At 46.2% G+C, this 22,571-nt stretch carries 13 protein-coding genes; 5 read left to right on the top strand and 8 right to left on the bottom strand.

Annotation, left to right across the window (positions count from 1 at the left end; translation table 11 throughout):
* Positions 1–99: 99 nt before the first annotated feature.
* The 5 genes from C7475_RS16820 to C7475_RS16800 all read left to right on the top strand — a co-directional run bounded on the left by C7475_RS16820 (position 100) and on the right by C7475_RS16800 (position 4,729).
* Positions 100–1,080, top strand: coding sequence for an SDR family oxidoreductase (locus tag C7475_RS16820; protein WP_110054539.1), 981 nt, complete (start codon positions 100–102; stop codon positions 1,078–1,080).
* A 33-nt stretch (positions 1,081–1,113) separates the two neighbouring features.
* Entirely contained in the window at positions 1,114–1,569 is a 456-nt protein-coding gene (locus C7475_RS16815) for an SRPBCC family protein (protein WP_110054650.1), read from the top strand.
* 142 nt (positions 1,570–1,711) lie between these two features.
* A complete protein-coding gene (locus C7475_RS16810) occupies positions 1,712–2,302 on the top strand; it encodes a Crp/Fnr family transcriptional regulator (protein ID WP_110054538.1) in 591 nt (196 codons plus the stop codon).
* Positions 2,303–2,419: 117 nt separating this feature from the next.
* Entirely contained in the window at positions 2,420–3,169 is a 750-nt protein-coding gene (locus tag C7475_RS16805; RefSeq protein WP_110054537.1) for a glucose 1-dehydrogenase, read from the top strand.
* Positions 3,170–3,457: 288 nt separating this feature from the next.
* Complete coding sequence (locus tag C7475_RS16800) at positions 3,458–4,729, top strand: M57 family metalloprotease (protein ID WP_110054536.1); 1,272 nt, start codon at positions 3,458–3,460, stop codon at positions 4,727–4,729.
* Between the two features lie 79 nt (positions 4,730–4,808).
* Here C7475_RS16800 and C7475_RS16795 read toward each other — a convergent pair whose 3' ends face one another.
* From C7475_RS16795 to C7475_RS16760, 8 genes are all read right to left on the bottom strand, one after another.
* The gene (locus C7475_RS16795) at positions 4,809–5,654 is read right to left on the bottom strand and encodes a retropepsin-like aspartic protease (RefSeq protein WP_110054535.1); all 846 of its coding nucleotides are present in this window, start codon (positions 5,652–5,654) and stop codon (positions 4,809–4,811) included.
* Positions 5,655–5,828: 174 nt separating this feature from the next.
* Positions 5,829–8,015 carry an alpha-N-acetylglucosaminidase gene (locus tag C7475_RS16790; RefSeq protein WP_110054534.1) on the bottom strand — a complete coding sequence of 729 codons (2,187 nt, stop codon included), beginning with the start codon at positions 8,013–8,015 and terminating at the stop codon, positions 5,829–5,831.
* Between the two features lie 72 nt (positions 8,016–8,087).
* Positions 8,088–9,557: a RagB/SusD family nutrient uptake outer membrane protein gene (locus tag C7475_RS16785; RefSeq protein WP_110054533.1), complete on the bottom strand. Its 1,470-nt coding sequence runs from the start codon at positions 9,555–9,557 to the stop codon at positions 8,088–8,090.
* 22 nt (positions 9,558–9,579) lie between these two features.
* A complete protein-coding gene (locus tag C7475_RS16780) occupies positions 9,580–12,999 on the bottom strand; it encodes a TonB-dependent receptor (protein WP_110054532.1) in 3,420 nt (1,139 codons plus the stop codon).
* Positions 13,000–13,167: 168 nt separating this feature from the next.
* On the bottom strand, positions 13,168–14,139 hold the full coding sequence (locus C7475_RS16775) for a FecR family protein (protein WP_110054531.1): 972 nt from the start codon (positions 14,137–14,139) through the stop codon (positions 13,168–13,170).
* 125 nt (positions 14,140–14,264) lie between these two features.
* On the bottom strand, positions 14,265–14,804 hold the full coding sequence (locus tag C7475_RS16770) for a sigma-70 family RNA polymerase sigma factor (protein ID WP_110054530.1): 540 nt from the start codon (positions 14,802–14,804) through the stop codon (positions 14,265–14,267).
* A gap of 164 nt (positions 14,805–14,968) precedes the next feature.
* On the bottom strand, positions 14,969–20,470 hold the full coding sequence (locus tag C7475_RS16765) for a T9SS type A sorting domain-containing protein (protein WP_110054529.1): 5,502 nt from the start codon (positions 20,468–20,470) through the stop codon (positions 14,969–14,971).
* Between the two features lie 10 nt (positions 20,471–20,480).
* On the bottom strand, positions 20,481–22,562 hold the full coding sequence (locus tag C7475_RS16760) for a fibronectin type III domain-containing protein (protein WP_146217574.1): 2,082 nt from the start codon (positions 22,560–22,562) through the stop codon (positions 20,481–20,483).
* Positions 22,563–22,571 lie beyond the last annotated feature (9 nt).

Here is a 22,571-nt window from a genome sequence, read left to right as displayed (position 1 = left end):
GCCAGCCTTACGCCAGCATAAACTGGCTCAAAATATGTTTCTCTTTTTGGGGATACCAGGGGCATTATCTGCCCGCTGGCACAGATTAAAACGTAGTTTATGGAAAATAATATTACAGGTAAGATCGTAGTGATCACAGGCGCCTCCAGTGGCGCAGGCCGTACAATTGCCCTTCAGCTTGCACAGGATGGGGCGTGTCTTGTACTGGCCTCCAGAAATGAAGAAGCATTGATAGAACTGGCGCTGGAATGTCAGGAGCTAGGGGCTGAAACACTGGTGGTACGGACCGACGTTACAAACAACACTTCCGTACAACAACTCGCCCAGCGGGCCTTCACCTGGAAAGGCCGGATCGACGTCTGGGTAAATAATGCCGGTGTACTTGCAGCCGGCCCCTTCGACAAAATGCCCTGGGAAAACCATCAGCGCGTCATTGCTACCAATCTGCTCGGATACATGAGCGGGGCCTATGCGGTGCTTCCTTTCTTCAAACAACAGCAATCGGGTATCCTGATCAACAATATTTCTATCGGAGGATTTTTGCCTGTTCCCTATGGCGGTGCGTACACTGCCAGTAAATTCGCTTTAAGAGGCTTTTTTGAGGCACTTAAAGGAGAGTTGGCACATTGGCCCCATATTCATGTTGTCGACCTTTTTCCGGGCTTTCTGGACACACCAGGGATACATCACGCCAGTAACTACACCGGCAAGGTATTAAAGTCCGCTCCGCCGGTACACGATCCGTCTATAATGGCACAGGCTGTCAGGGACTCTATCCTTCATCCCAGGTCTACACGGTATCCGGGTAAAGCATCTATGCTTTTCAAACTCGGTCATGCCATTGCTCCCGAACTGACCACAAAACTGACCGGCCTTTTCATGAAAGCATATTTCAAAAGAGCCAGGGTGACCGAAACCACGGACGGCAACCTTTTCAATACAGTCAATTTTGCGATGAGTACTCATGGCAACTCCCGGCCACGCCTTAAGCCAGCTACTTCAAGACTGCTTAAATCAAGTGCATTGCTCCTGGGAGTTGGCATCGCCGTATATTTGATAGCAGGCAGAACAAACAAGTGATTCTCTATGTTTGAGTACAATAAACCACAGTACATGTCCAACAAGTTACCAGTCCATGCAGTAATTACCGGCCTATTCTCTGTAACGCCAGACCAGGTTTTCAACGCATTCCTCGATACCCGCATCATGGGACAATTTATGTTCGGACCGGGCGTCAGGAATGACGAGGAGATCATCAGCCTTGACAACGAACCCATTGTGGGAGGAAAATTCACCTATTCCGTGCTCCGCCAGGGTAACCGGTTCGATCATGTAGGTGAATATATCACGATAGACAGGCCTCACCATATCGTATTCACCTGGTCTGTGAAACAAGATCCTACTGGTAGTCATTCCAGGGTCGTTATCGACATCGCCGAAGTGATAAACGGATGTGAACTGACGCTGACACATGAAATGCCTCCGGGATCAGAAGACTTTGTTGAACTATCCAAGCAGGCCTGGGGAAAAATGATCGACAAGCTTACAGAGATCATTATTCGTTTCTGACAGAAAATAACATCATGTACTCACCAATGGACCGCCTGTTATGGCAACAGGCAGGAGCCGCAATTGATATGCTCGAAAATACCGGCCAGACTGATTTATTTTTCTACATTTGAATCATAGAAAGGCAAAAAACAACTCCTTCATGACGATTCACACACCTTCATCCATCGGCCGCTACGCCAGTAAATTCATTGATCTTACCCCGGAAGAACTGACAACATTCACAGCAGCCTTTAAAGAGATAAAAGTGAAAAAGAGGCAGTTCCTGGTACAACCCAATTTCATAGCCCAACACCGCTATTTTATACTAAAAGGCGCACTGAGAGCTTATGTTGTCGGTGAAGAAGGTCAGGACCACACCATCCAGCTTGCCATTGAAGACTGGTGGATATCAGATTACAACAGCTATATGTTCCGGCAACCGGCAAGTATGTTTGTGATGGCCGTAGAAGACAGCCACCTTTTGCAGATAAGTTTTGAAGATGAACTACAGCTGAAAGCCACCAGTTATAAATTTGAAACCTTTTTCAGGATACTCGCCGAACGGTCTGTCGCCTTTATGCAACGGCGCGTAATTACCAGTCTTACGCAAACGGCAGAACAACGCTACGATACATTTGTTGAAAAATACCCCGCCATGGTCAATCGCTTCCCTCAATATGTGATCGCTTCCTACCTCGGCATGACCACCGAATTCCTGTCAAGGATCCGCAATCATAAAATGAAAGGATAAATCCCGTAATGTTGAACTGGTTCAACATTTTTTATTAGCCTGGTTCATTTTTCTCCGATGACCGATTACTGAGCTTTGCATTGTCAATAACGACAGAACAATAAAAAACACAAGACAATGCAAAGACTAAACGGTAAAATAGCGATTGTTACTGGCGCATCAAAAGGTATTGGCGCTGCCATTGCCAAAGCCTATGCTGCTGAAGGCGCCAAAGTAGTGGTAAACTATGCCGCCAGCAGATCGGGCGCAGAGAAAGTAGTCAAAGATATCACAGATGCCGGCGGAAAAGCAATTGCCATACAGGCAAATGTATCGGAATCAAATGAAGTAAAAAGATTGTTCGAAGAAACAATAAAAGCTTTCGGCACACCGGATATCCTCGTGAACAACGCAGGACTATATTCTTTTGCAAGCATAGAAGACATCACTGAAGACAGCTTCCATAGCATGTACAATACAAATGTACTGGGCACCATCCTCACTATTCAACAGGCAGTCAAAAGCTTCGGCGATAAAGGCGGCGCTATTATCAATACCGGCTCAATAGTAAGCACCCTGGATATGCCGACCGCACTTGTTTACTCCACCACCAAATACGCTGTAGACGGTATTACCCGCATACTGGCCAAAGAACTCGGTCCGAAGAAAATAAGGGTAAATTCTATCAACCCCGGCCTGATCGAAACAGAAGGCACACATACTTCAGGTGTAATGGGCGGCCCTGCTGAACAATGGCATCTGTCTGAAACGCCGCTGGGACGCGTAGGCAGACCCACCGATATTGCTAATGTTGCAGTTTTCCTCGCTTCGGATGAATCTTACTGGATCAATGGCGAACTCATTGCCGTAAGTGGCGGACAACGATAAACAACCATTTTGTGTGCATATTGATAGGGGTGTCTCTGCATAAAGAGACGCCCCTTCGCTACTGAAATAACACTAAAATAACCTCCTCATAACGCACTGGTAATTACTACTCATTAAGTGCAGAACTAGATAAGTTACTATCAAATAGACATGATAGTTTACTATTTAATTCCTAACTTAACACTGGTATAGATAACCCACATACATTAAATAACCGTCAATAAATTCCATTACCCATTACAGTTTACAGAAACCCTTATCATTTAACCCGAAATTAAAATCGATCTTATGAATCGGCACTCTCTTTATGCCTGCTTAACTGCACTCTTGTGCGTATCCATTATGTATTCTTGTAAAAAAGAGGTAACATCCCAGGACAACCCCTCCTCTCCTCCTTCAGTATTAGCTGCAAAAGTAGCGGCGCTTGGTTTCGATACCAATAATATTGTTCCTTATGGCAAAGGATATATCGTAGAAAATGACATCTTCATCACAGCAAAAGAGCTTGAATCAGGTCTTCATGAAGGCACTGCAATACGTGTTGCCAAAGACGAACAATACCGTACTACAAACCTCGTAACAGGCCTGCCCAGAGTACTTACAGTAAGGTGTGACGCCTTAGCGGCAAACATTGTAACAGCTACCGACGAGGCTATTACACGCTGGAATAACATCCGGTTGGGTATTACATTCGCCAGGGTAACTTCCGGCGCGGCTGACATTGTTATCAGGAACGTTACCATCAGCGGTGGTACCATCGCATTTACAGGTAACTCCCTGAATGATGTTTTCTCCGGATTCCCTTCTGCCACCGGTAACCCGTCACCATTTATTAATCTGAACACCAACTATCTCAACAGCGGCACCTTCGTACCCTGGGCTGCTACTATCATCCAACATGAGATGGGACACACCGTTGGTATGAGGCATACAGATTACATGAACAGGGCCTTCAGCTGCGGTTCCGGCGGCGCTGAAGTTGATCCCGGCGTTGGTACCATCTATATTCCGGGTACACCCAGCGGACCAGAAGCAAACTCCTTTATGCTGGCATGTGCACCTGGTTCAACCACCAGCCGTTCATTCCAACCGAATGACGTGATCGCGCTGTCGCAAATGTACAATGCTTCGCATGTACCTGCCGCACAACCGATGTATGAATTCTATCACTCCGGAAGGAAGGACCGTGTAATTACACCGAACGCCAACCTCGGGCTGTTCTATTCCGGCTGGAACTATATCGGCTTTAGCTTCCGTGCTTTCATAACTCCGCAATCGGGCACCATGGGTATCTACGAGTATTACAATGATGCTGTCGGAGATCATACTTTTTCACCAAACCCGAATGATCCCAACATCCTGTCATTCCCGAACTGGCACCTGTCAGGCAGCACTCCTGTATTCTATGTGTACTCAACAAACATAGCGGGCACAATACCAGTTTATAGATATTACAGTATTTCTGAATCATCCACACTGTTCACTTCCAATCCAAGGATCCATCTGGACTATGCAGGATGGACCCAGGAAGGAATAGCCTTCTATGCGTTACCATCATAAATAACAAATGGAATTTATTGTACGTGTTAAACGAAAAGGGCCGGTCAATGACCAGCCCTTTTTGTTATTTATACACTTCTCAGCGGATGATATATATCTTTTTATCAGGAATGCTGATGGCTATTTTTCTCCCCAGCCATTCAATACTTGTCTTGCCCTCATAAATAAGACCTTCCACAAAAAACACAGGTGGATGCTCTACCTTCGACAACCCATTCTCCGTCGCAATACGGACAATCGTCCCGTTATAGATCTTAGTTACCTTCGTACTATCAAATTCACTTTTCTTGTCAATCACTTTAAAGGCAGTTTTTTCTAAGCCAAGTGTATTCATAAAACGGTCGCTCAACCAGAAGGACTTTTGTCCCGCACCAGCATCCAGCATCACCTGCACGGTAATGCTATCATTCACTTTGACATCGGTAAAAATATCAAGCGATCTCCCGGCATAATCAGCAACAGCAATATCAATATACTTTTTCTTATCCGCAGCACTTAACTGCCCGATAGAGATCTCCTTCTTGTCATAGTCGATCGTCAGAGCAGTATGCTGAAATGCCTGCAATGATATCAAACCATCAATCCCGGGAATATCAAGAGCAAACGTGGTATATACCTGGTTTTTGAATTCGGCATTCCCTATTTTCAACTTATCGGAATGGTAGATAGGTATGTTGAGCGGCTCTCCGGTTGCCCTGTGCCCTGTGAAGAAATTATAACTCTGTCTTGGCGGCAGCTTCTTCGCAAACTTGTCAAACAACAGGTTCAATCCCGCACCTGTATCAAAAATAAAATTCCCTTCCACTCCTTCAACAGTAGCTTTAATGATGATATGCCCCGAACCGGCCAGCGTAAAGGGAATTGTTTGCCGGGCAAACAAATTAAAACTCAGGCAAAGGAAAAAGAGGGTTAGTAATTTTTTCATAGCAGATCTTTTGTGGCATCAAGATACAACTAGTTGATTGCTTTCCAAATCATACTCACGTACAGGGCTACTGCAAAAAACAAGAGCCCCCGGGCACAGATTCCGGAGGCTCATCTCACATTGTCCATCAATGCAAACCAGTCAACGTCTCACTATCGACCGGCCTGCAATCGCTTATATAACTTTCCTGTATTTCTCATAAAGTCTTACAGCCGTCTTAACAGCATCCCCTTTCGGTTGCGCCGCATACTTATCATGACTGTTCACCCATTTCCACTCAAACTCTTTTACCTCCGTCTCGAATGCCGCTAAATCGGCTTTTTCACCTGTTTGCAGGTCAACAGTCAGCGCTTTAAAGAAACGCTCCCAACGGGGCTTATAAAAGCCTTTAATGAGGCCGTTCCACTGACGGTTAGAATACTCATGTAGCGGGCTCTCTTTATCTCCCCACAAAGTTACCAGGTCTTTCGCATTGAACTCATACAAATTACGTTCCTGCTCTGTAATTCCATTGCTGCGGGCATCACTTACCCATTTGCCCAGCAGGAAGCCTTCCTGGGTGCCCAGCAATGTGTCCATATCATCCAGCAGTTCCAGGAACTGATTACTGTACAATTGAATAGCAGCCAGGTCTTTCTGTTGATAAGCCACCGCGATCTTCTGTTGCAACGGACTGGCATAGTTACCCAGTATCTGCCGTGTAAGATCTACCAGGTCATACCTGAACCCTTCCGTAGGTTTGATCTGCGGTACCGCTTTGATGAACAGGTCCCATGCCGGTATCAGTTTCGCCGGATCATACTCAAGTTTCGTCTTTACCCTGTCATGCGCAATGTTCAGTGTAGGACGGGCAACGATGATGGATTCAGGCGCCCCTTCTGTTGGTCCGCCGCTATAAACGGTTTTATACATGATCTGCCAGGCCTGGTCCACCAGACTGTTATCTGTATTATAGCGTTGTCTCGCATATGAGTTCAGCCATTCGTCCACATTTATTGGCTGATCACGCCATACGTTCTCCAGCATCAGGTGATATAGTGCCGGGTTCTGTTCTATTCCCTCCGGCGTCAGCCCTATACCCTGCATGTTCCTGGAAGCCGGATTGTGCAAAGCGGTGGCCGGATTATGCGCAACAGAATCCATCGCTCCCCACATGCCTGTATTACCGCCAAAATTATGCAGCATATTCCATATCCATGGTTTACCGTAGTATGCTTCAGTATGGTTCCATACCGGGTGACTTTCAGTATACAGGTCAAGTACGATCATATGATCATCCGGAACGGCCTTCAGTAATGCACTGATCTGGGTAGGCTTCCAGTAACTGGCGTTATAATGGAACATCCATCCCTGCATTACCCATACAGCCTTCGGGTCCGCCTCGGCCATGGAAGCAAATACCCTTTTGCTCATCGCGTCCAGGAAACTGGAATCATTCGTTGGCGGTACATTTTCATTGAAAGTATCCGCAGAATAGAAATGGTCTGTACCGAATTCCCTTGTCTGCACTTCAATAAACCGTTTACCGATCTTATCGAACATCGGACTGCCCGGGTCCAGGATATATACATCCGGAAAACCTGCGTCCCAGTTGGTCTTCTTTACATTCTCCTGTGGGAACTTATCTTTAAATGCCGGCGGCACGTGCCCTGTGAAAGCAGGTAATACAGGCATCATGCCCATATTGCGCTCCGCCGCCAGGATCTTTTGCTGTAAAGCCTTATGGCTGTCTTTCCAGTGCTTTGGCAAAGGGCCGCCCCAGGCATCGATATTCCCCATCCATAACCAGGAAAAATAGGCTGGTCCGCTAAAGAATTTATCCAGCTCCGCATCCGTAAAACCCATCTCTTTATACACTTCCTGCCAGATGGCTTCTTCACCGGTAAGCGCCAATGGCATGTTAATGCCATTCATCGCCATCCAGTCAATTTCCTGCTGCCATCTCTCCCAGTTCCACCAGCACATGCTGTAGTTGAACGTGCAGTAGTTGATATAGTAACGGTATTTATACGGCGTGCTGTGATGTTCCTTCTGCGCAACCACCGGTAATTTTGCCGGTAGCTGCAGATTATTACCATTCCAGGTAATGCTGCTGTGACAATAATTCTTCAGGTAATAATTAAGTGCAGATGCAATGCTTACCCCATTGTTGCCCCTTAACACAATACGGCCTGCCTTACTCTCAATCTCAAACACATCCTTTCCACTATCTGCCGCCAGGTATTCAAACGTAAAAGCACTGGCCTTGTCTTTCACAATCCTTTTCAAAAATGCTTCAGTAGCATCTTTATTCAGTTGTGCGATCGATGGCATACTCAAACACAAAGCCAATACAGCAACAATGATCTTTCTTAATTGCATGAAGAAGTTACTTTAAAAGGGAATGGCCGGGTATTTCAGCCATTCCCTTCCTAAAAAATTTATACCTGTTTGTTATTTATAGTTTTCATTCTGGACCAGTACACCATTGCTCCTGTCTATTTCAGACTGTGGCAGAGGAAAATAATAGTGTTTAGGACGAATAAAGGTACGAGCTTTTACCAAAACATTACCACCCTTTCCATACTTTGGTTTATTGTAGTAGGTAGTGATATCGATCAAACCTGCCTTGTCCCAGCGCATCAGGTCCTGGTGACGCTCATTTTCACCACTCAGCTCAACACGGCGTTCATGCATAACCGCGGCAAAACCAGCTCCGCTTACATCCTTCAATCCTGTTCTCTTACGTACCATGTTGATCTCCGCATCACCTGCGCCTGCTCCCTGTTTACGGATCTTCGCTTCCGCTACCAGCAGCGCAATGTCCGCAGTTCTCAGCAATGGCGTTTTCAGTGAATAGTTCAGACCTCCATTCGGCTTCCACCAGGAAAACTTGCGGAAATGATAACCGGTTTCTGACATATCTGCGCTATAGGTGGCGATAGTTGAACCAATGTTGATCTTATCGCCCGGAGACATGATAGACACTTCTTTACGCGCATCGCCCTGTTCGAATTCATCTACCAGGTCCTGCAATGGCTGATGGAAGTTCCATCCGTTCCATTCACGTGGCGTATAGTAAGTTGTGAAGTCTGAATATCCCCAGGTGTCACTGGTCTGTACGGCAAACAACATCTCATCGTTGTTGCTGGTCTCTGGTGTGAAATTAGCTACGTATGTTGGCGCCAGATTGTAGTTGCCGCTGGTGAGCACCTTCTCACCGTATACGATCGCCTGATCCAGTTTATCCGAGTACATGTACAGCTTACACAGCAATCCCCAGGCAGTGCCTTTAGACGCACGGCCTCTGTCGCTTCCTTCATTCTTAGCCGGTAACAGGTCGGCAGCTGCCAGCAGGTCCGTTTCGATCATTGAACGCAGACTGTCTATGCTTACTTTAGGTTTCACATAGTTGCTTGTTAGTACATCCTCTTCACTTACTACCGGTGCTTCACCATATATCAGCATAAGACGCCAGTAAGCAAATGCACGCAGGAAACGGGCCTCACCGAGACAACGGTTCTTGATCGTCTCGTCCATACCGTTGATCTTCGGAATGTATATCAATGCACTGTTAGCACGGTTGATCATCTCATACTTCCATCTCCATCCGAACCTTACCTGTGCGTTGCCTGCGTCATAAGTCAATTCCTCAATGGCCACATCTTCAGAGTGGTCGCCCGCACGGTACTGATCATCAGAAGGATCATCAAAAGTAAATTCCGCATGGCCTGTAAAATCTTCTTCCAGCAGCACATTATAAATACCCGTCACTCCGTTGATCGCATCAGATTGATTACGCCAGTAGGTAGCGGTCGTATAAGTGCCTTTCGGCGTTACATCCAGGATACTGTCGCATGATGACATGGAAACGAACAGTGCTCCTGCTATTATTAAAAGCTTATTTTGAATACGTGTTGTCATGGTCCATTGGTTAAATGAAACGTTAGAAATTCATTGAAGCACCTACAGTAATACTTCTTGCCTGTGGATAGGTTGCTACGTCCACACCTCTCTGCTTGTTACCGTCTGTATAACCCAGTTCAGGGTTCAGACCGGAATAGTTGGTGATGATGAACATATTCTGTCCGGCCACATACACACGGATGCCGGTAGTAGACTTACTGCCCCACAAGCTGGAAGGGATCGTATAACCCAACGCAACATTGCGGAGTGCCAGATAGTTACCACTTTCAATGAACCTGTCGGAAGTACGGTAGTTACCGTTGTTGTCAGTCTTTGTCATGCGGGATACGCTGTTGCTTGTCCCCTCGCCATGCCAGCGTTGTAACTCTTCTGCATAATAGTTATATGAGTAAGTAGGATCAAGGCCCTGCATCTTGTCAGCGTTATACAGTTTCACACCAGCCACACCGGTAAAGGACAGGCTCATGTCAAACCCTTTGAAGTTACCGCTTGCCTGGAAACCATATTGTACACGCGGGTTCGGATCTCCCAGATTTACCCTGTCTGCCTCGGTGATAGCACCATCATTATTCACATCCACAAAACGTACGTCACCTGGTTTTATATTAGCCTTCCTGCCGTCTTTAGCGATGTAAGGATCGCTGTCTATCTGTGCCTGGTTCTGGTATAAACCTGCTGTTTTCCAGCCATAGAAAGACGCGATAGGCTGCCCTTCGTAAGTACGTGAGATCTCCTGGTTCTGACGACCGTAGTTGCTTGAACCGATGTAAGTATCTTTTGAATACAGTTTGGTTACCTCATTCTTGATAATAGTAGCATTGGCTGCAACAGAGTAAGTAAATGCTTTCTTACCGCCCTGGTATGCCACTTCAAACTCCCATCCATGGTTATTCAGCTGTCCGATGTTTTCATCAGGTACAAGAGAAGTACCATGAAGATCAGGTTTAGCCGCAGGCACCAGCATGTCAATGGTGTTCTTATTAAAGTAAGAGATCGTAGCATTCAGCGCATTATTCAGGAAGCCTATTTCAGCACTGATATTGGTCATGTGCGCCTTCTCCCAGGTAATGTCCGGGTTCGCCAGGCTGGAGTTCCAGATCCCTGTAAAAGGTTGATCTCCGAAATTATATTTGCGGTTCCTGATAACGGTAGCCAGGTATTGGAATTCAGTTACGTTCTGATTACCCAGTACGCCCCATCCGCCTGTCACTTTCAGGTTGCTGATCGCACGAACATTATCCTTGAAGAAGTTTTCGTCAGAGATCCGCCATCCTGCAGATACTGCCGGGAAGTATCCCCAGCGGTTGCCTTCTGCAAACCTGGATGATCCATCCGCACGCATGGTAGCTGTCAGCAGGTACTTGCCTTTATAGCTGTAGAAACCTCTTGCAAATCCTGATGCCAGTATATTAGTTGCATAGAAGTTACCGGCAGCATTGTACACGATGCTACCATTATCCAGCACCAATACATAAGGAGACTCGTCATCAAAGCCGTTACGCTGTGCACTGAAATAGTTACCGGTGTATTTCTGATAGGAAATACCACCTGTCAGACTAAGCTGATGATCTTTATTCAGTGTTTTGTTATAAGACAGGAAAGCCTCTCCCAAATGAGTGCCGGTGCTGGTATTAGATTGAGTTAATTCCGCATCGTCACGGGTACGTACCTGTGTCAGTGTTTTAGGTGAAAAGCTGAAAGAGTTGCTCAGTGTTCCGTCGAAAGCGTAGTTCACACGCAGTTTCAGGTCTTTGATGATTTCCAGTTCAGCGAATGCGTTAGCCAGTATGCGATAGTTCTTGGTCCATGCATCTGTCGTTTCCGCAGTATATACCGGGTTGTTGATATCGCCCAGTTCATTGTTTGCCTGTGCAGAACCATAATTGCCCATGTCATCCTTTACAGGAATAGCGGGGTTGAAACGCAGTGCACTGAAGATCAGACCAGTCTGGGAAGAATAAGTATCCAGTGTGTTTCCCTTACGGGCAGTCAGCTGCAGGTTCTCTCCTACTTTCAAACGACTGTTGATACGATGCTCGGAGTTAATACGAACAGTATATCTTTTGAAATAAGTATTAGTGATCAGACCTTTTTCATCATAATAGCCCATAGAGAAAAGGTAGTTGGAATAGGCGCTACCACCTTTGATGGAGATGTCTGCATTGGTCACATGCCCTGTATTGAACAAAGCCTTCTGCCAGTCGGTACGTTGTACCGCGTAGTATGGGTCCTTCCAGAAATCAGGTACAGAGAGACCATCATTGGTATAACGTTCCTGCTTCAGTGTTACCAGTTCAGGTGCCGTCAGCAATGGTATATAGCGGCGTACATTGGAAACACCACGATAGATATTCACCGATGTATTTAACTTCTCATTGTAAGATCCCTTCTTAGTGGTAATGATGATCACACCATTTGCCGCACGTGTACCATAGATGGCTGCGGATGATGCATCTTTCAGCACTTCCATTGACGCGATATCGTTGTTGTTGATATCACTCAGCCCCTTCAGGTCCGGAGCAGGCACACCGTCTATAATGATCAGTGGTTCAGAGTTGTTGATAGTACCCGTACCACGTATGCGGATGCTTGGTGTAGTACCCGGAGATCCGTCAGAACGCACGATGTCGACACCCGCAACACGGCCCTGTATAGCCTGTGCCGCATCACTTACCGGCAGGTTCTTGATGTCGGCTCCTTTTACGGTAGAAATAGCACCGGTCAGGTCGCGGCGTGTCTGTACACCATAACCTACTACCACTACGTCACTCAGACTTGTAGCGGCAGACTGCATAGTGATGTTGTCCAGGTTACCGGAAGCGCTCACAGTTACATTGGCGAAACCCATTGTTTTAAACACCAGGGAATCGGTATGGTCCGCTTTAACGGTGAAATTACCGTTAGCATCGGTAGCTACGCCCCTGTTCTTACCCTTTACGCTTACCATAACACCGATGAGCGGATCACCTTTATCATCTTTCACCTTTCCGCGTACAGTAATAGAAGTATCAGCAGCTACACCCGCGCTTACCTTCGCCAGGGTAAGGCCGTTACCTGCTGTTTCAAATTTACGGGTGATGATGATCTGTGTTTTGTTCTGTTCAAAATTCAGATCATTCGGCCCCAGTAACTGATGCAGTACCTGGTCCACAGACAAATTGCTGGCATTGATGCTTACAGGCCCGGCCGCTTTGATCTGGGACGAATTATATACAAAACGGAACGGCGTGATCTGCTGGATCTTGCCCAGGACCGTTTCCAGTTTCATTTTACTGGCGACGAGATTAATCTTAATCTCCTTAATATCCTGACCTTCAGTGCTCTTAGCGAACAAAGAAAGTGAGAAGGTATAGAAAAATACCAATATGTAAACCGAACATCGCATGAGGAACAATAAGTGTTGGATACACGGTACCCGTGTATACGCGGTTTTTTTCATAACTTTAATACGATTTGTTGTTATAAAATAATGAGTCCAGGGTATGCAGGTTTGGCGACATGAAATACCCTGCTAAAAACGTTCCCTGTATCTTTTGCAGGGACGTTTTATTTATGCTACGTGCTGTTTGTCGTTTCTAGCATATGATGTCCTGATGTTTTAGTTCACTTACTTAATGGAGATAATATTCCCCCCGCAACCTTTGCCTTCTACAGTGATCACACTGCTGTCCGCATTAAAAGTATAGCTGGCATTGTTGATCCTGCATAACAGATCTATCACTCGTAAAACTGGCGTCTCCTTTTCAAATGATGCGGTGATCATACATTCCTCTAACGATTGGTTGGCAAAAATTACATTCACATTATATTTCCGGTTGATTGTCCGGGCTATTTCCCCGAATGACTGATCGTAAAATTCAAGTTGTCCTTTTGTCCAGGCATATGCTGCTTCTCCCTTTATGACAGTTACTACTGATGGCTGTTGCTTCTCATATCTCACCTGTTTGTTCGGCGTTAAAAAGGTAATGGTCTTCGTCTGCCTGTCCTCCAGTTTTATTTTCCCTTTAGTCACCGTAATAGCAAAAGGTTCATCAGGATAAGCCTTTATATTAAAGGCGGTGCCCAGTACCTGTGTGATCATATTCCCTGACCGGATAATGAACGGTTTATCCGGATCACTGGCTACATCGAAATAGGCCTCCCCTGTCAATGTAAGCCCACGTTCTCCTATAAAAGGATAGTCGGTGTACACCAGTTTTGTAGCCGCATTCAGCCATACCTTACTACCGTCTCTCAGCACAACGAACCGTGGCTGATGCTGTGCATTGTATACCTGGCGACTGCTAAAAAATACAGACAATAATGCCGCTGTAATAACCAGGAACAGCACGGCCACCATCCGGAACCGCTTTATCTGAATATAGATGCGCCCGCGGCGGCTATCTTGTTCATTCAACTGGTCTATCCGTGCCTTCAGCCTGCTACCCAGCACGTATTCATCTTCCCCCGCCGGTAGTTCAACCACCAGTTCTGTTTCGTCAAAGGAATAATACCACTGTTCGAGCATCTTCCTTTCCTCTGCCGTCGCGGTGCCGTCCAGGTATTTTGCAGTTAAGTCAGCCAGCTGCTCTTTAGTCATAATTGCTTGGTAAATACAGATAAAAAGTTTCGTGACCAGATCACAGCAAACTCCATTCTATATAATAGTGTAGGAAAAAACAGATTACCCTACCTCCATTTAAAAATATTTTTTCCGGAGGATGATCAGAGTAGTAGCATGTGTTTAAACTGTACCCTTAACTGGCGGAGCGCCCGGGTCATATGTTTTTCTACTGCTTTGGTTGAGATGTTCAGTTTCTCTGAGATGGTTTTATTAGCAAGGCCCTCTTCGCGGCTATAGCGGAATACCAGCCGGCATTTCTCGGGCAGGCGGTCTATTTCCTGACGGATCTCTTTTTCCAGCAGGCGGCTCTCTGCGATCTGCTGTTCTTCCGGGAAAGTGCCCAGTTCTTCCAGCGACCCTACATCACGGCCTGGTTGTGCAAAATAATGGAAAACAGAATATTTGGTAGCGGTAGCCAGGTAACCGGCCAGGTGTTTGATGTCGGTCCTTTCCCGGGACGCCCACAGGCTCACAAAGATCTCCTGTACAATGTCCTCGGCGGCGTTACTGTCCCTCACATGGTAAAAGGCTAAAGCGTATAATTTACGCCAATAGCGACGATATATCTCGTCAAAGGCCTTCCCGTCGGAGCCCCTGACTTTGTTCATTAATTCATTGTCCTCCAATATGCTGTACGACATATACGCCTATAAAGTGCCTTAAGGTAGCAATAATAATCTTTAAATCCAACCCTCCTTTTCAGGAGGCGGCGCAAAGGTGGGTTATTTTTTCTAAATATGCTCAAAGAATTGAGGCACAAAAGCAAAAAGGGAGCTCATTATCTTGTGAGCTCCCTTTTTCTGTATTATAATTTCAAGAGTTTCTTGACCACATATTCGCCTTCTACCTGCACTCCGATCAGGTAAACGCCTTGTGGTAATCTATCGGCATCGAACGATAACTGATAGCTGTCTGATCCGGCAGATTGTTTCATATCCATGATCTGACCATTATTAAAGTTGATCACCTTCACATTCACAGCCGCAGCTTTTGACAGCCTGATATCAACCTTGAATTGTGAAGAAGCCGGATTTGGAGATACCACAACATCTTTGATCAACTTCTCTCTGTATCCCAATAGGCTGTCGATCGATCCCTGCTCTCCTCTCGGTAAGATAGTAATTGACTTCTGCATAGACCCTGCACATTCACCCAGTCTTGCCAGCAAACCAAGATCGTAAGTACCTGGCTTATCGAAGATCAGCTGACGGATACTACCGTCCGCATTACTACCTGCATCACGGCCTGCTGCTGGTAATGTCCATTCAAGACGGGTCGGTTTAGGCCGGGATACATCCATGATCACAACCGTATCGCCCACCGCATTATAACTGGATACCAGGAATTCTGTTGTCAGTGCTTCCAGGGACGTTCTAAGCGAGAATTCAGCTTTTACAAAGCACCCGGCGTCATTCGTAACTGTCAGCGTATAATTGCCCGTCTCTCCCACCGTTACCAGCTGTGTAGTGGCATTAAACCCGGCGTCTGACTGCCACAGGTATTGTTTGCCTGGATTGCCAGCACTTAAATGCAGTTGTTGTCCCACACAAAGTACGGTATCACGGAATCCAAGATCTATCGCCATTGCTTCCGGATGAATGATCACTGTCTGATCGGTCAGTTCACAACCATGCGCGTCAGTCATCGTTACACTGTAAGTGCCGCCATTCAGATTCGTAATACCCGGAGCGGTAGCGCCGGTCGACCAGTCATAACGATATGGTTCCGTACCACCGTTCATCGTCATCACGATTCCACCATCTGTTGAATAACTACATAATGGCTGTGTCACATTTTTACTGAATGTCAACAGTGAAGGCTGCTCGATCTTTTCAGAGAGGTTTACCTTACAACCATGAGCATCTGTTGCTACTAACAGGTATTCTCCTGCCGGCAGATGTTCAAAAACAGGACTGGCCTGCGCAGGCAGATTATTGAGTGTATAATTGTAATTGACAGTTCCACCGTCAGCTGCTACTTCTATCTTACCTTCGGAACGACCGAAACATAACACATCATCCGCAGTAACTAATGACAGTGTAAGCAGTTCCGGTTGTGCAAGATCAGTAGCCATTGACACATTACAGCCGTTGGCATCAATTACCTTTAAAGCATAATGGCCTTTCTGCAAACCTGTAAATGAAGCTAAAGTCTGGTTATTACCATTCGCCTGATAATTATATGGCAAGGTGCCTCCTTCCGCTTTCAGATCGATCTTACCATTGCTCTCGCCATAACAGTTCGGGTCCTTTTGTACAGTAACCTGCGCTGTTAAGAGAAGCGGCTGACTAACACTTAATGGTAACTCACCGATACAACCGTTGGCATCTTTCACATAAGTAGTATAATTTCCCGCTGTAAGTTGTTCAAACAAACCTGTAGGCTGATAATTCACGCCATCAATAGACCATTCGTAGGCAGCAGTACCACCTCTTGCAGTAATGGTCAGTGAACCATTTGATTCACCAAAACATGCCACCTGATTTCTGTCGGCCAAAACAGCCTCCAGCAGCACTGGTTCATCAACACGGCTGTTGATCACAATATGACAGCTGTAAGGTATATCACGCACATGCACAGTATATGCACCCGCACGAAGACCAGTAAATACAGGCGATGACTGGAAGCTAACACCATCGAGCGAATACTCGTAACTGTTATTACCACCTGTTACTCCCGATACTGTCAGACTACCATTCACACTATCCTTACAGGATGCTGCCGATGATGTAACAACACCTCTTATCGTAACAGGGCCATAAGGAGACAGTTCTCTTGTGATGATACAACTATTTGCATCCTTGATATAAACGGTATAGTCACCATTCAGCAATTGATCAAACGTTGTTGCTGACGTATAGTTAACGTCATCCAAACTATAAGTGTATGGCGCCAGACCACCATTAGTAGTATTTACCACAATGGAACCTTTATCATCACAACTTGCCGGCGGATTAGACACCAGGTTTGCCGTCAATGGGGCATACAGGTCCACTATCGGCAACGTGAACGGTACTTCACAACCATTTACATCTTTTACCAGTAATGAATAATTGTTTGCAACAAGGCCCTGCCAGCTGCTCTCGGACTGATAGCCCGCGCTGTTGAAGTCGTAGCTATATGTACCTGCGCCACCTGTTGCATTAAGGCTGATAGCACCCGTTGCAGCACCGTTACAAAGCACGTCTGTTTTACTAATGATATTGATGCCTATTCTACTGAACTCAGTAACAGTCTCGCGTATCGTAGTTTCACAACCTTTGCCATCCTTCACGGTAATATCATAAGTACCTGCTGTAAGCTGGCCAAACAACGCATCATTCTGATATGCACCTGTGTTTATTTTGTATGTATAGGGAAGCGTACCACCGGAAGCTTTCACTGTAAGACTACCATTGTTACCACCGAAACAGCTCACTTTACCAATATTAGTAACCGACAATAATAACGGTGTTGGCTCGCCTATCAGGATTGATTTAGATAACTGACAGTTATTAGCGTCTTTCACCACAACTGTTTTATTACCTGCTGTCAGGCCTGTTATCACTGGTGAAGCGCCAAATACACCACCGTCTACAGAGTAGGTATAAGTGTTGGTTCCGCCACTGGCGACGATCCGGATCTCTCCGGTAGCCCCGCCATTACATAAAGCGTCGGAGCCTGTCATAGTGAAATCAACTGCCGCCAATTGGGTTACATCAGCTGTTTCCTGTCCGTGGCATCCCTTTTCATCTTTTATGTAGATGATATAATTATTTGCAATCAGATTATCAAACTGCGGCGTTGTACCAAAATTGACATTATCAATAGCATAAGTATAGCCGCCGTTGCCACCGGTTACATTATTCACGCGCATACTACCGTTAGCCTGACCGAAGCAACGAACAGGTGTCGCTACTGCCAGACCTTTTATCTGTGCAGGTTGTGTAACAGTAATATCGATAGTAGCAGTACAACTATTATCATCTTTCGCAGTAATGGTATAATCACCTGCAGGCAACCCTGTAAAGGCACCTGCAGTAGCTACCAAAGGCGCAGTATTGATATAATAACTGATGCTGCCGGTACCCCCTGTCGCCGATACTTTGATCTGCCCGTCCGTATACCCGAAACAGCTTACCGCGATCATTGTATCCTTGATAGCCACCAGTCTGGCAGGGGTATTGACAGTAACATTCGGCCTTGTATTTTCACAACCCTTCGCATCTTTTATTGCTACTGTATAAGTGCCTGCAGCCACATTAAATGTTGTTGCCGTTTGCCATGTACCACCATCAACGTTGTACGAGTAAGGAGGAAGTCCGTTTGAACCACTCGTTGTAATAGTACCGGTAGCAGTACCAAAACAGAAAACATCATTTGTTACAGCGCTGACAGCTACCTTGGTAGCGGGTTCAGTAATAGTAACAGCAGTTGCGCTTACAGAACAACCTTTACTATCGTCCACACGCATGGTATAAGTACCCGCCTTTACAGCAAATACATTCGAAGCCTGCGGCAACGCATTATTGATATAGTAAGTGAATCCACCGATATTACCACCGGAAGCATTCACCGTAATGGAACCATTAGCCATATCACGGCAGGTTGCATTTACCGGCGTCACACCGGTTATCAGCAGTGGTGCAGGAGCACCCACTGTTACAGGCTTGCTGATCTCTACACCGTTCGCGTCGCGTACCCAAACGCTATAGGTGCCTCCTGCAAGGAAACTGATCACAGGCTCGTTCAAACGATAGGCGTCACTATTCAATCTATAAGAATAAGGCGATGCACCTCCCGTCACAGTTACACTGATCACACCGTCATCCACATCAGAACAGGAAGCATCGGTAGTAGTGAAAGTAAAATCAAGCGCCAGCAATGTTAAATCCAAAGGAGTAGCCGATATACAACCTGATTTATCTTTTGTATAAAAACGGTAATTACCAGCTGCCAGTCCGGTGAAAGTAGCATCCGTCTGCCAGTTATTACCGTCCATAGAATAAGTGTAAGGCGCACCGCTACCGCCTGCTGCTACTATGGTTACACTACCATTGGGCGCAGTACTGGTAGGCGCTACGATGTTGCCACTGGTTGCGGTTACAGCAGGTAGCATGTTGATGGTCGTATTGGTAATACAACCATTCGCATCGGTGATTACACCCGTATAAGAAATACCTGGCGTAAGACCTGTAAACAGGTTGCCCGGAGGATTAACCACGCTACCGATACTGAACTGGTATGGTCCCCTACCGCCACTTGCTCCTAACGTTACCGCCGGAGAACCATTGTAACATGAAATTGTTGAAGATGGAACGACCGGTGTAGCTGCACCAACGTTTATAGTACCGGGTTGTGTCCATATACATGAAGAACTGCCTGGTGTACCGGAACTTTCAACAGCTGCTGCAGTATAGATACCCGGAGGAACTGACACATCAACGTTCGCCTTGTCTATCAGTACGTCAGTAACCGTCACACCATCATTCAGCTTAATATAAAATACAGGGCTTCCTGTAAATACAGCCCCATCATAAGTGCGGATATTGTTGAAGTGAATAACGCCATTCTGTCCGGAACATTTAGCAGGTTCCGCTGTGATACTTGCAGGTTTCGGCAGTTCCCTGTCAAACCTGAACGTCGGCGTAGCAGCCGTAGTTTCCACAATGCTATAATCTGTATTATAGTAAACAGTTGCAGTGAAATTGAAGTTAGCACCAACAGGACTTATCGCCCAGCCTCTCATATACGCTGCAAGATCTGCATAGGTTATTTCCAGATAATCTGTACGTTCATTCGTACCTGCCGACTTATATAGTGACCTGGATCCTCCGTTAACGGATATATACCAGTCAACCCGGCTGGGAACTCCCGGTAAAGTAAGAGAAAATTTCTCCGACTGACAGTAGATTGGTTTAAGATTGTAAACATCTATTTTCACCTGGAAAGGAGAATAAGTAGACGACAATTCAGTATCCATAGACCCACACCCCTGCCAGGTAACAGAATTACTGGCTGAACCGGTTCCGTCTCCATTGTCAGTATAGTACGCAGAGAGCCAACCGGTGGTCATAAGCCAGGGCTTTGTTCTGCTATATACAACATCGCCCATGCTCCCGCTGCCATACATACTCCAGCTTCTGCTATAGGCGGTAGGTGTAACATCGTATATGTTGATGGTGTTGGAATGGTTTTCCTCCTGACATCCCGATGACGTATGATAATCCACGTCATACCAGATTGCGTAAATGGTGTTTTGCGCAAAGCTGAAAAGCGGCGCAATTAACAAAGCAATGAATACAATAAATACTTTATGCTTGAACATAAAAAATATGCTAATAATTAACTGTTATTTCTTCTGTAAATAAAGATGCCCCGTCGGTCTGACGTTGCAACTTTACTTTATACCGGTAAACCGTATTAACCAGCAGGTCTGTATCGATGAACTCCAGTACATTCCCTTCCAGCGTTTTATACAAACGCATAGAACCGCCTTCGGCCGAACGGTACACCCATATACGGGTAACACCTTCTCCTTTCTTCCATTTCAACTGAACCTGTTTTTTGTCACGGTCAATAGCGGCTTTCAAGGTGCGGTCTCCCTCCATTGCTCCCATATCAAGACGCTGCAGGCCAAGCACTTTTGACATGCCTTTCAAACCACTGTCATCAATGGCTGCAATGGCATAGTTATACCTCACACCTTTCTTAGCTGTCGTATCTGTATATGCACGGATGCTGTCTGTAATTTTGAAAGTGGCCACTTCCTGCCATGCGGTATCTACTGCACGCATTACCTTATGTACTACCACATCTTCGCTCGTACTTGGCTGCCATTGCAGGAAAACACCCTGCTGATCGGTGTGCGCATCTGTAAACACCGGTGGCACGGGTGGCACAACATCAGGGCGCTTCAGCTTTAACACCACAGAATACTCAGATGGATTATAATGCGCGTCCAATGCTACCAGCTTGTAGTAAACATATTTGGTCAGTGTCTTCACGGTTATCGTATCGGTATATGCATTCTTCCTTGCCGGTTCTCTTGTTACCTGCACAAATTCATCATCAGGTCCGTTTGCCCTGAAAACACGATATCCATACAGATCATCTTCCGTATTAGCTTTCCACTTGAGCGACACAATACCGGAATCACTGATCTGACCAGCCAGGCTATCAGGTGCAGCAGGCGGAACGCTGTCTTCCAGTTGCACGAACTGTGCATAGGAGATCGTAGAGCGTCCGTCAACCGTATATGCCCTCACCTTGTAATAGTTGGAACGTTTAGGCTGCTCGTCCATGAACACAGTGTCCTTCGCTGCTAACAGCTGTTTATTGATCTTTGTATATTTCTTGTTCAGCGCAGTGCTGCGTTCAATATCAAATCCTTTTATCTTCACAGGTGATACTGGTATCATCCACTTTATCAGCACACCATTATTCAGTATGGCAAATCCTGTGATTGACGGATGCGCAGTCATCTCTTCCATCACCGCCGTATGAATGGTATCAGAAGCAGCGCCTGTTTGTCCGAACGCAGTAACACCACGTACGCGGTACACCTTCGGCTCTCCGGTTTTGGGCACCGTATCGATGTAGAACATCCGCTGCTGCGGTTGTTTATTCTCTGCCCTGTCTGCATTTATGATCGGCTCCTTTGTAACGGATTGATAGCTTTTACCGCCATCGTCAGAACGCTCCAGCACATAAGAGCTATACAGCGTATTGAACAAGATTTTGTCCCAGCTTAACATCACTGCTTTGGTAGTTTTCTCGGCGCGCAGGTCACGTGGAGCAGGCAATGCCTTCCTGTCGGCAGCACCGGTGTAAACATAGCCGGTATCACCCTGTATGCCAGCTATAAAGATCCGGTAGAGGTATTTCTCATTCTTACGAACATCTTTATCTACATACGCTAACCCCGAAGCCTTTGCCACCAGCCAGGAATGATCTGCTGCAAATAATGCAAAGCTGTACCTGTTGTCAAGCTCCTTTGATTTCTGATAGATCGCCATCACATTATTCCCTGTAACGCCTGAAGCGCTCAACTCGAAATCCTTTCCATACAATGCCTGGGCAGCAATAGATCCCCAGCGTTCGTCTGTTTGCACTACCTTCTCCCATTGCGCCAGCACAAGGGGTTTCAGCGGCTGAGACGTCATCAGCTTTTCCTCAGGGGAAGGCAGCATCTTACCATCACGCAAGATGGTATAACGCTTCATCATATACCCCTGGATATTAGCCCGCTGCCAATATTCAGTAGTTACCGGCGCCCAGCGCAGCATGATCGAATCGTCTGCCGGAGCCGCCATTACAGCAATACCAACAGGCGCCTTTTGCTGTGCCGTCGTCTGCATGGACCACATGCCCATGAAGACGACAGCTAACCCTTTACACATATTCCTGACTGCTTTCATAAAACACCT

Origin of the sequence: Chitinophaga sp. S165, from assembly GCF_003182155.1 — a bacterium.
Classification (GTDB): domain Bacteria; phylum Bacteroidota; class Bacteroidia; order Chitinophagales; family Chitinophagaceae; genus Chitinophaga.
This window is presented reverse-complemented; position numbering and strand designations above follow the sequence as displayed.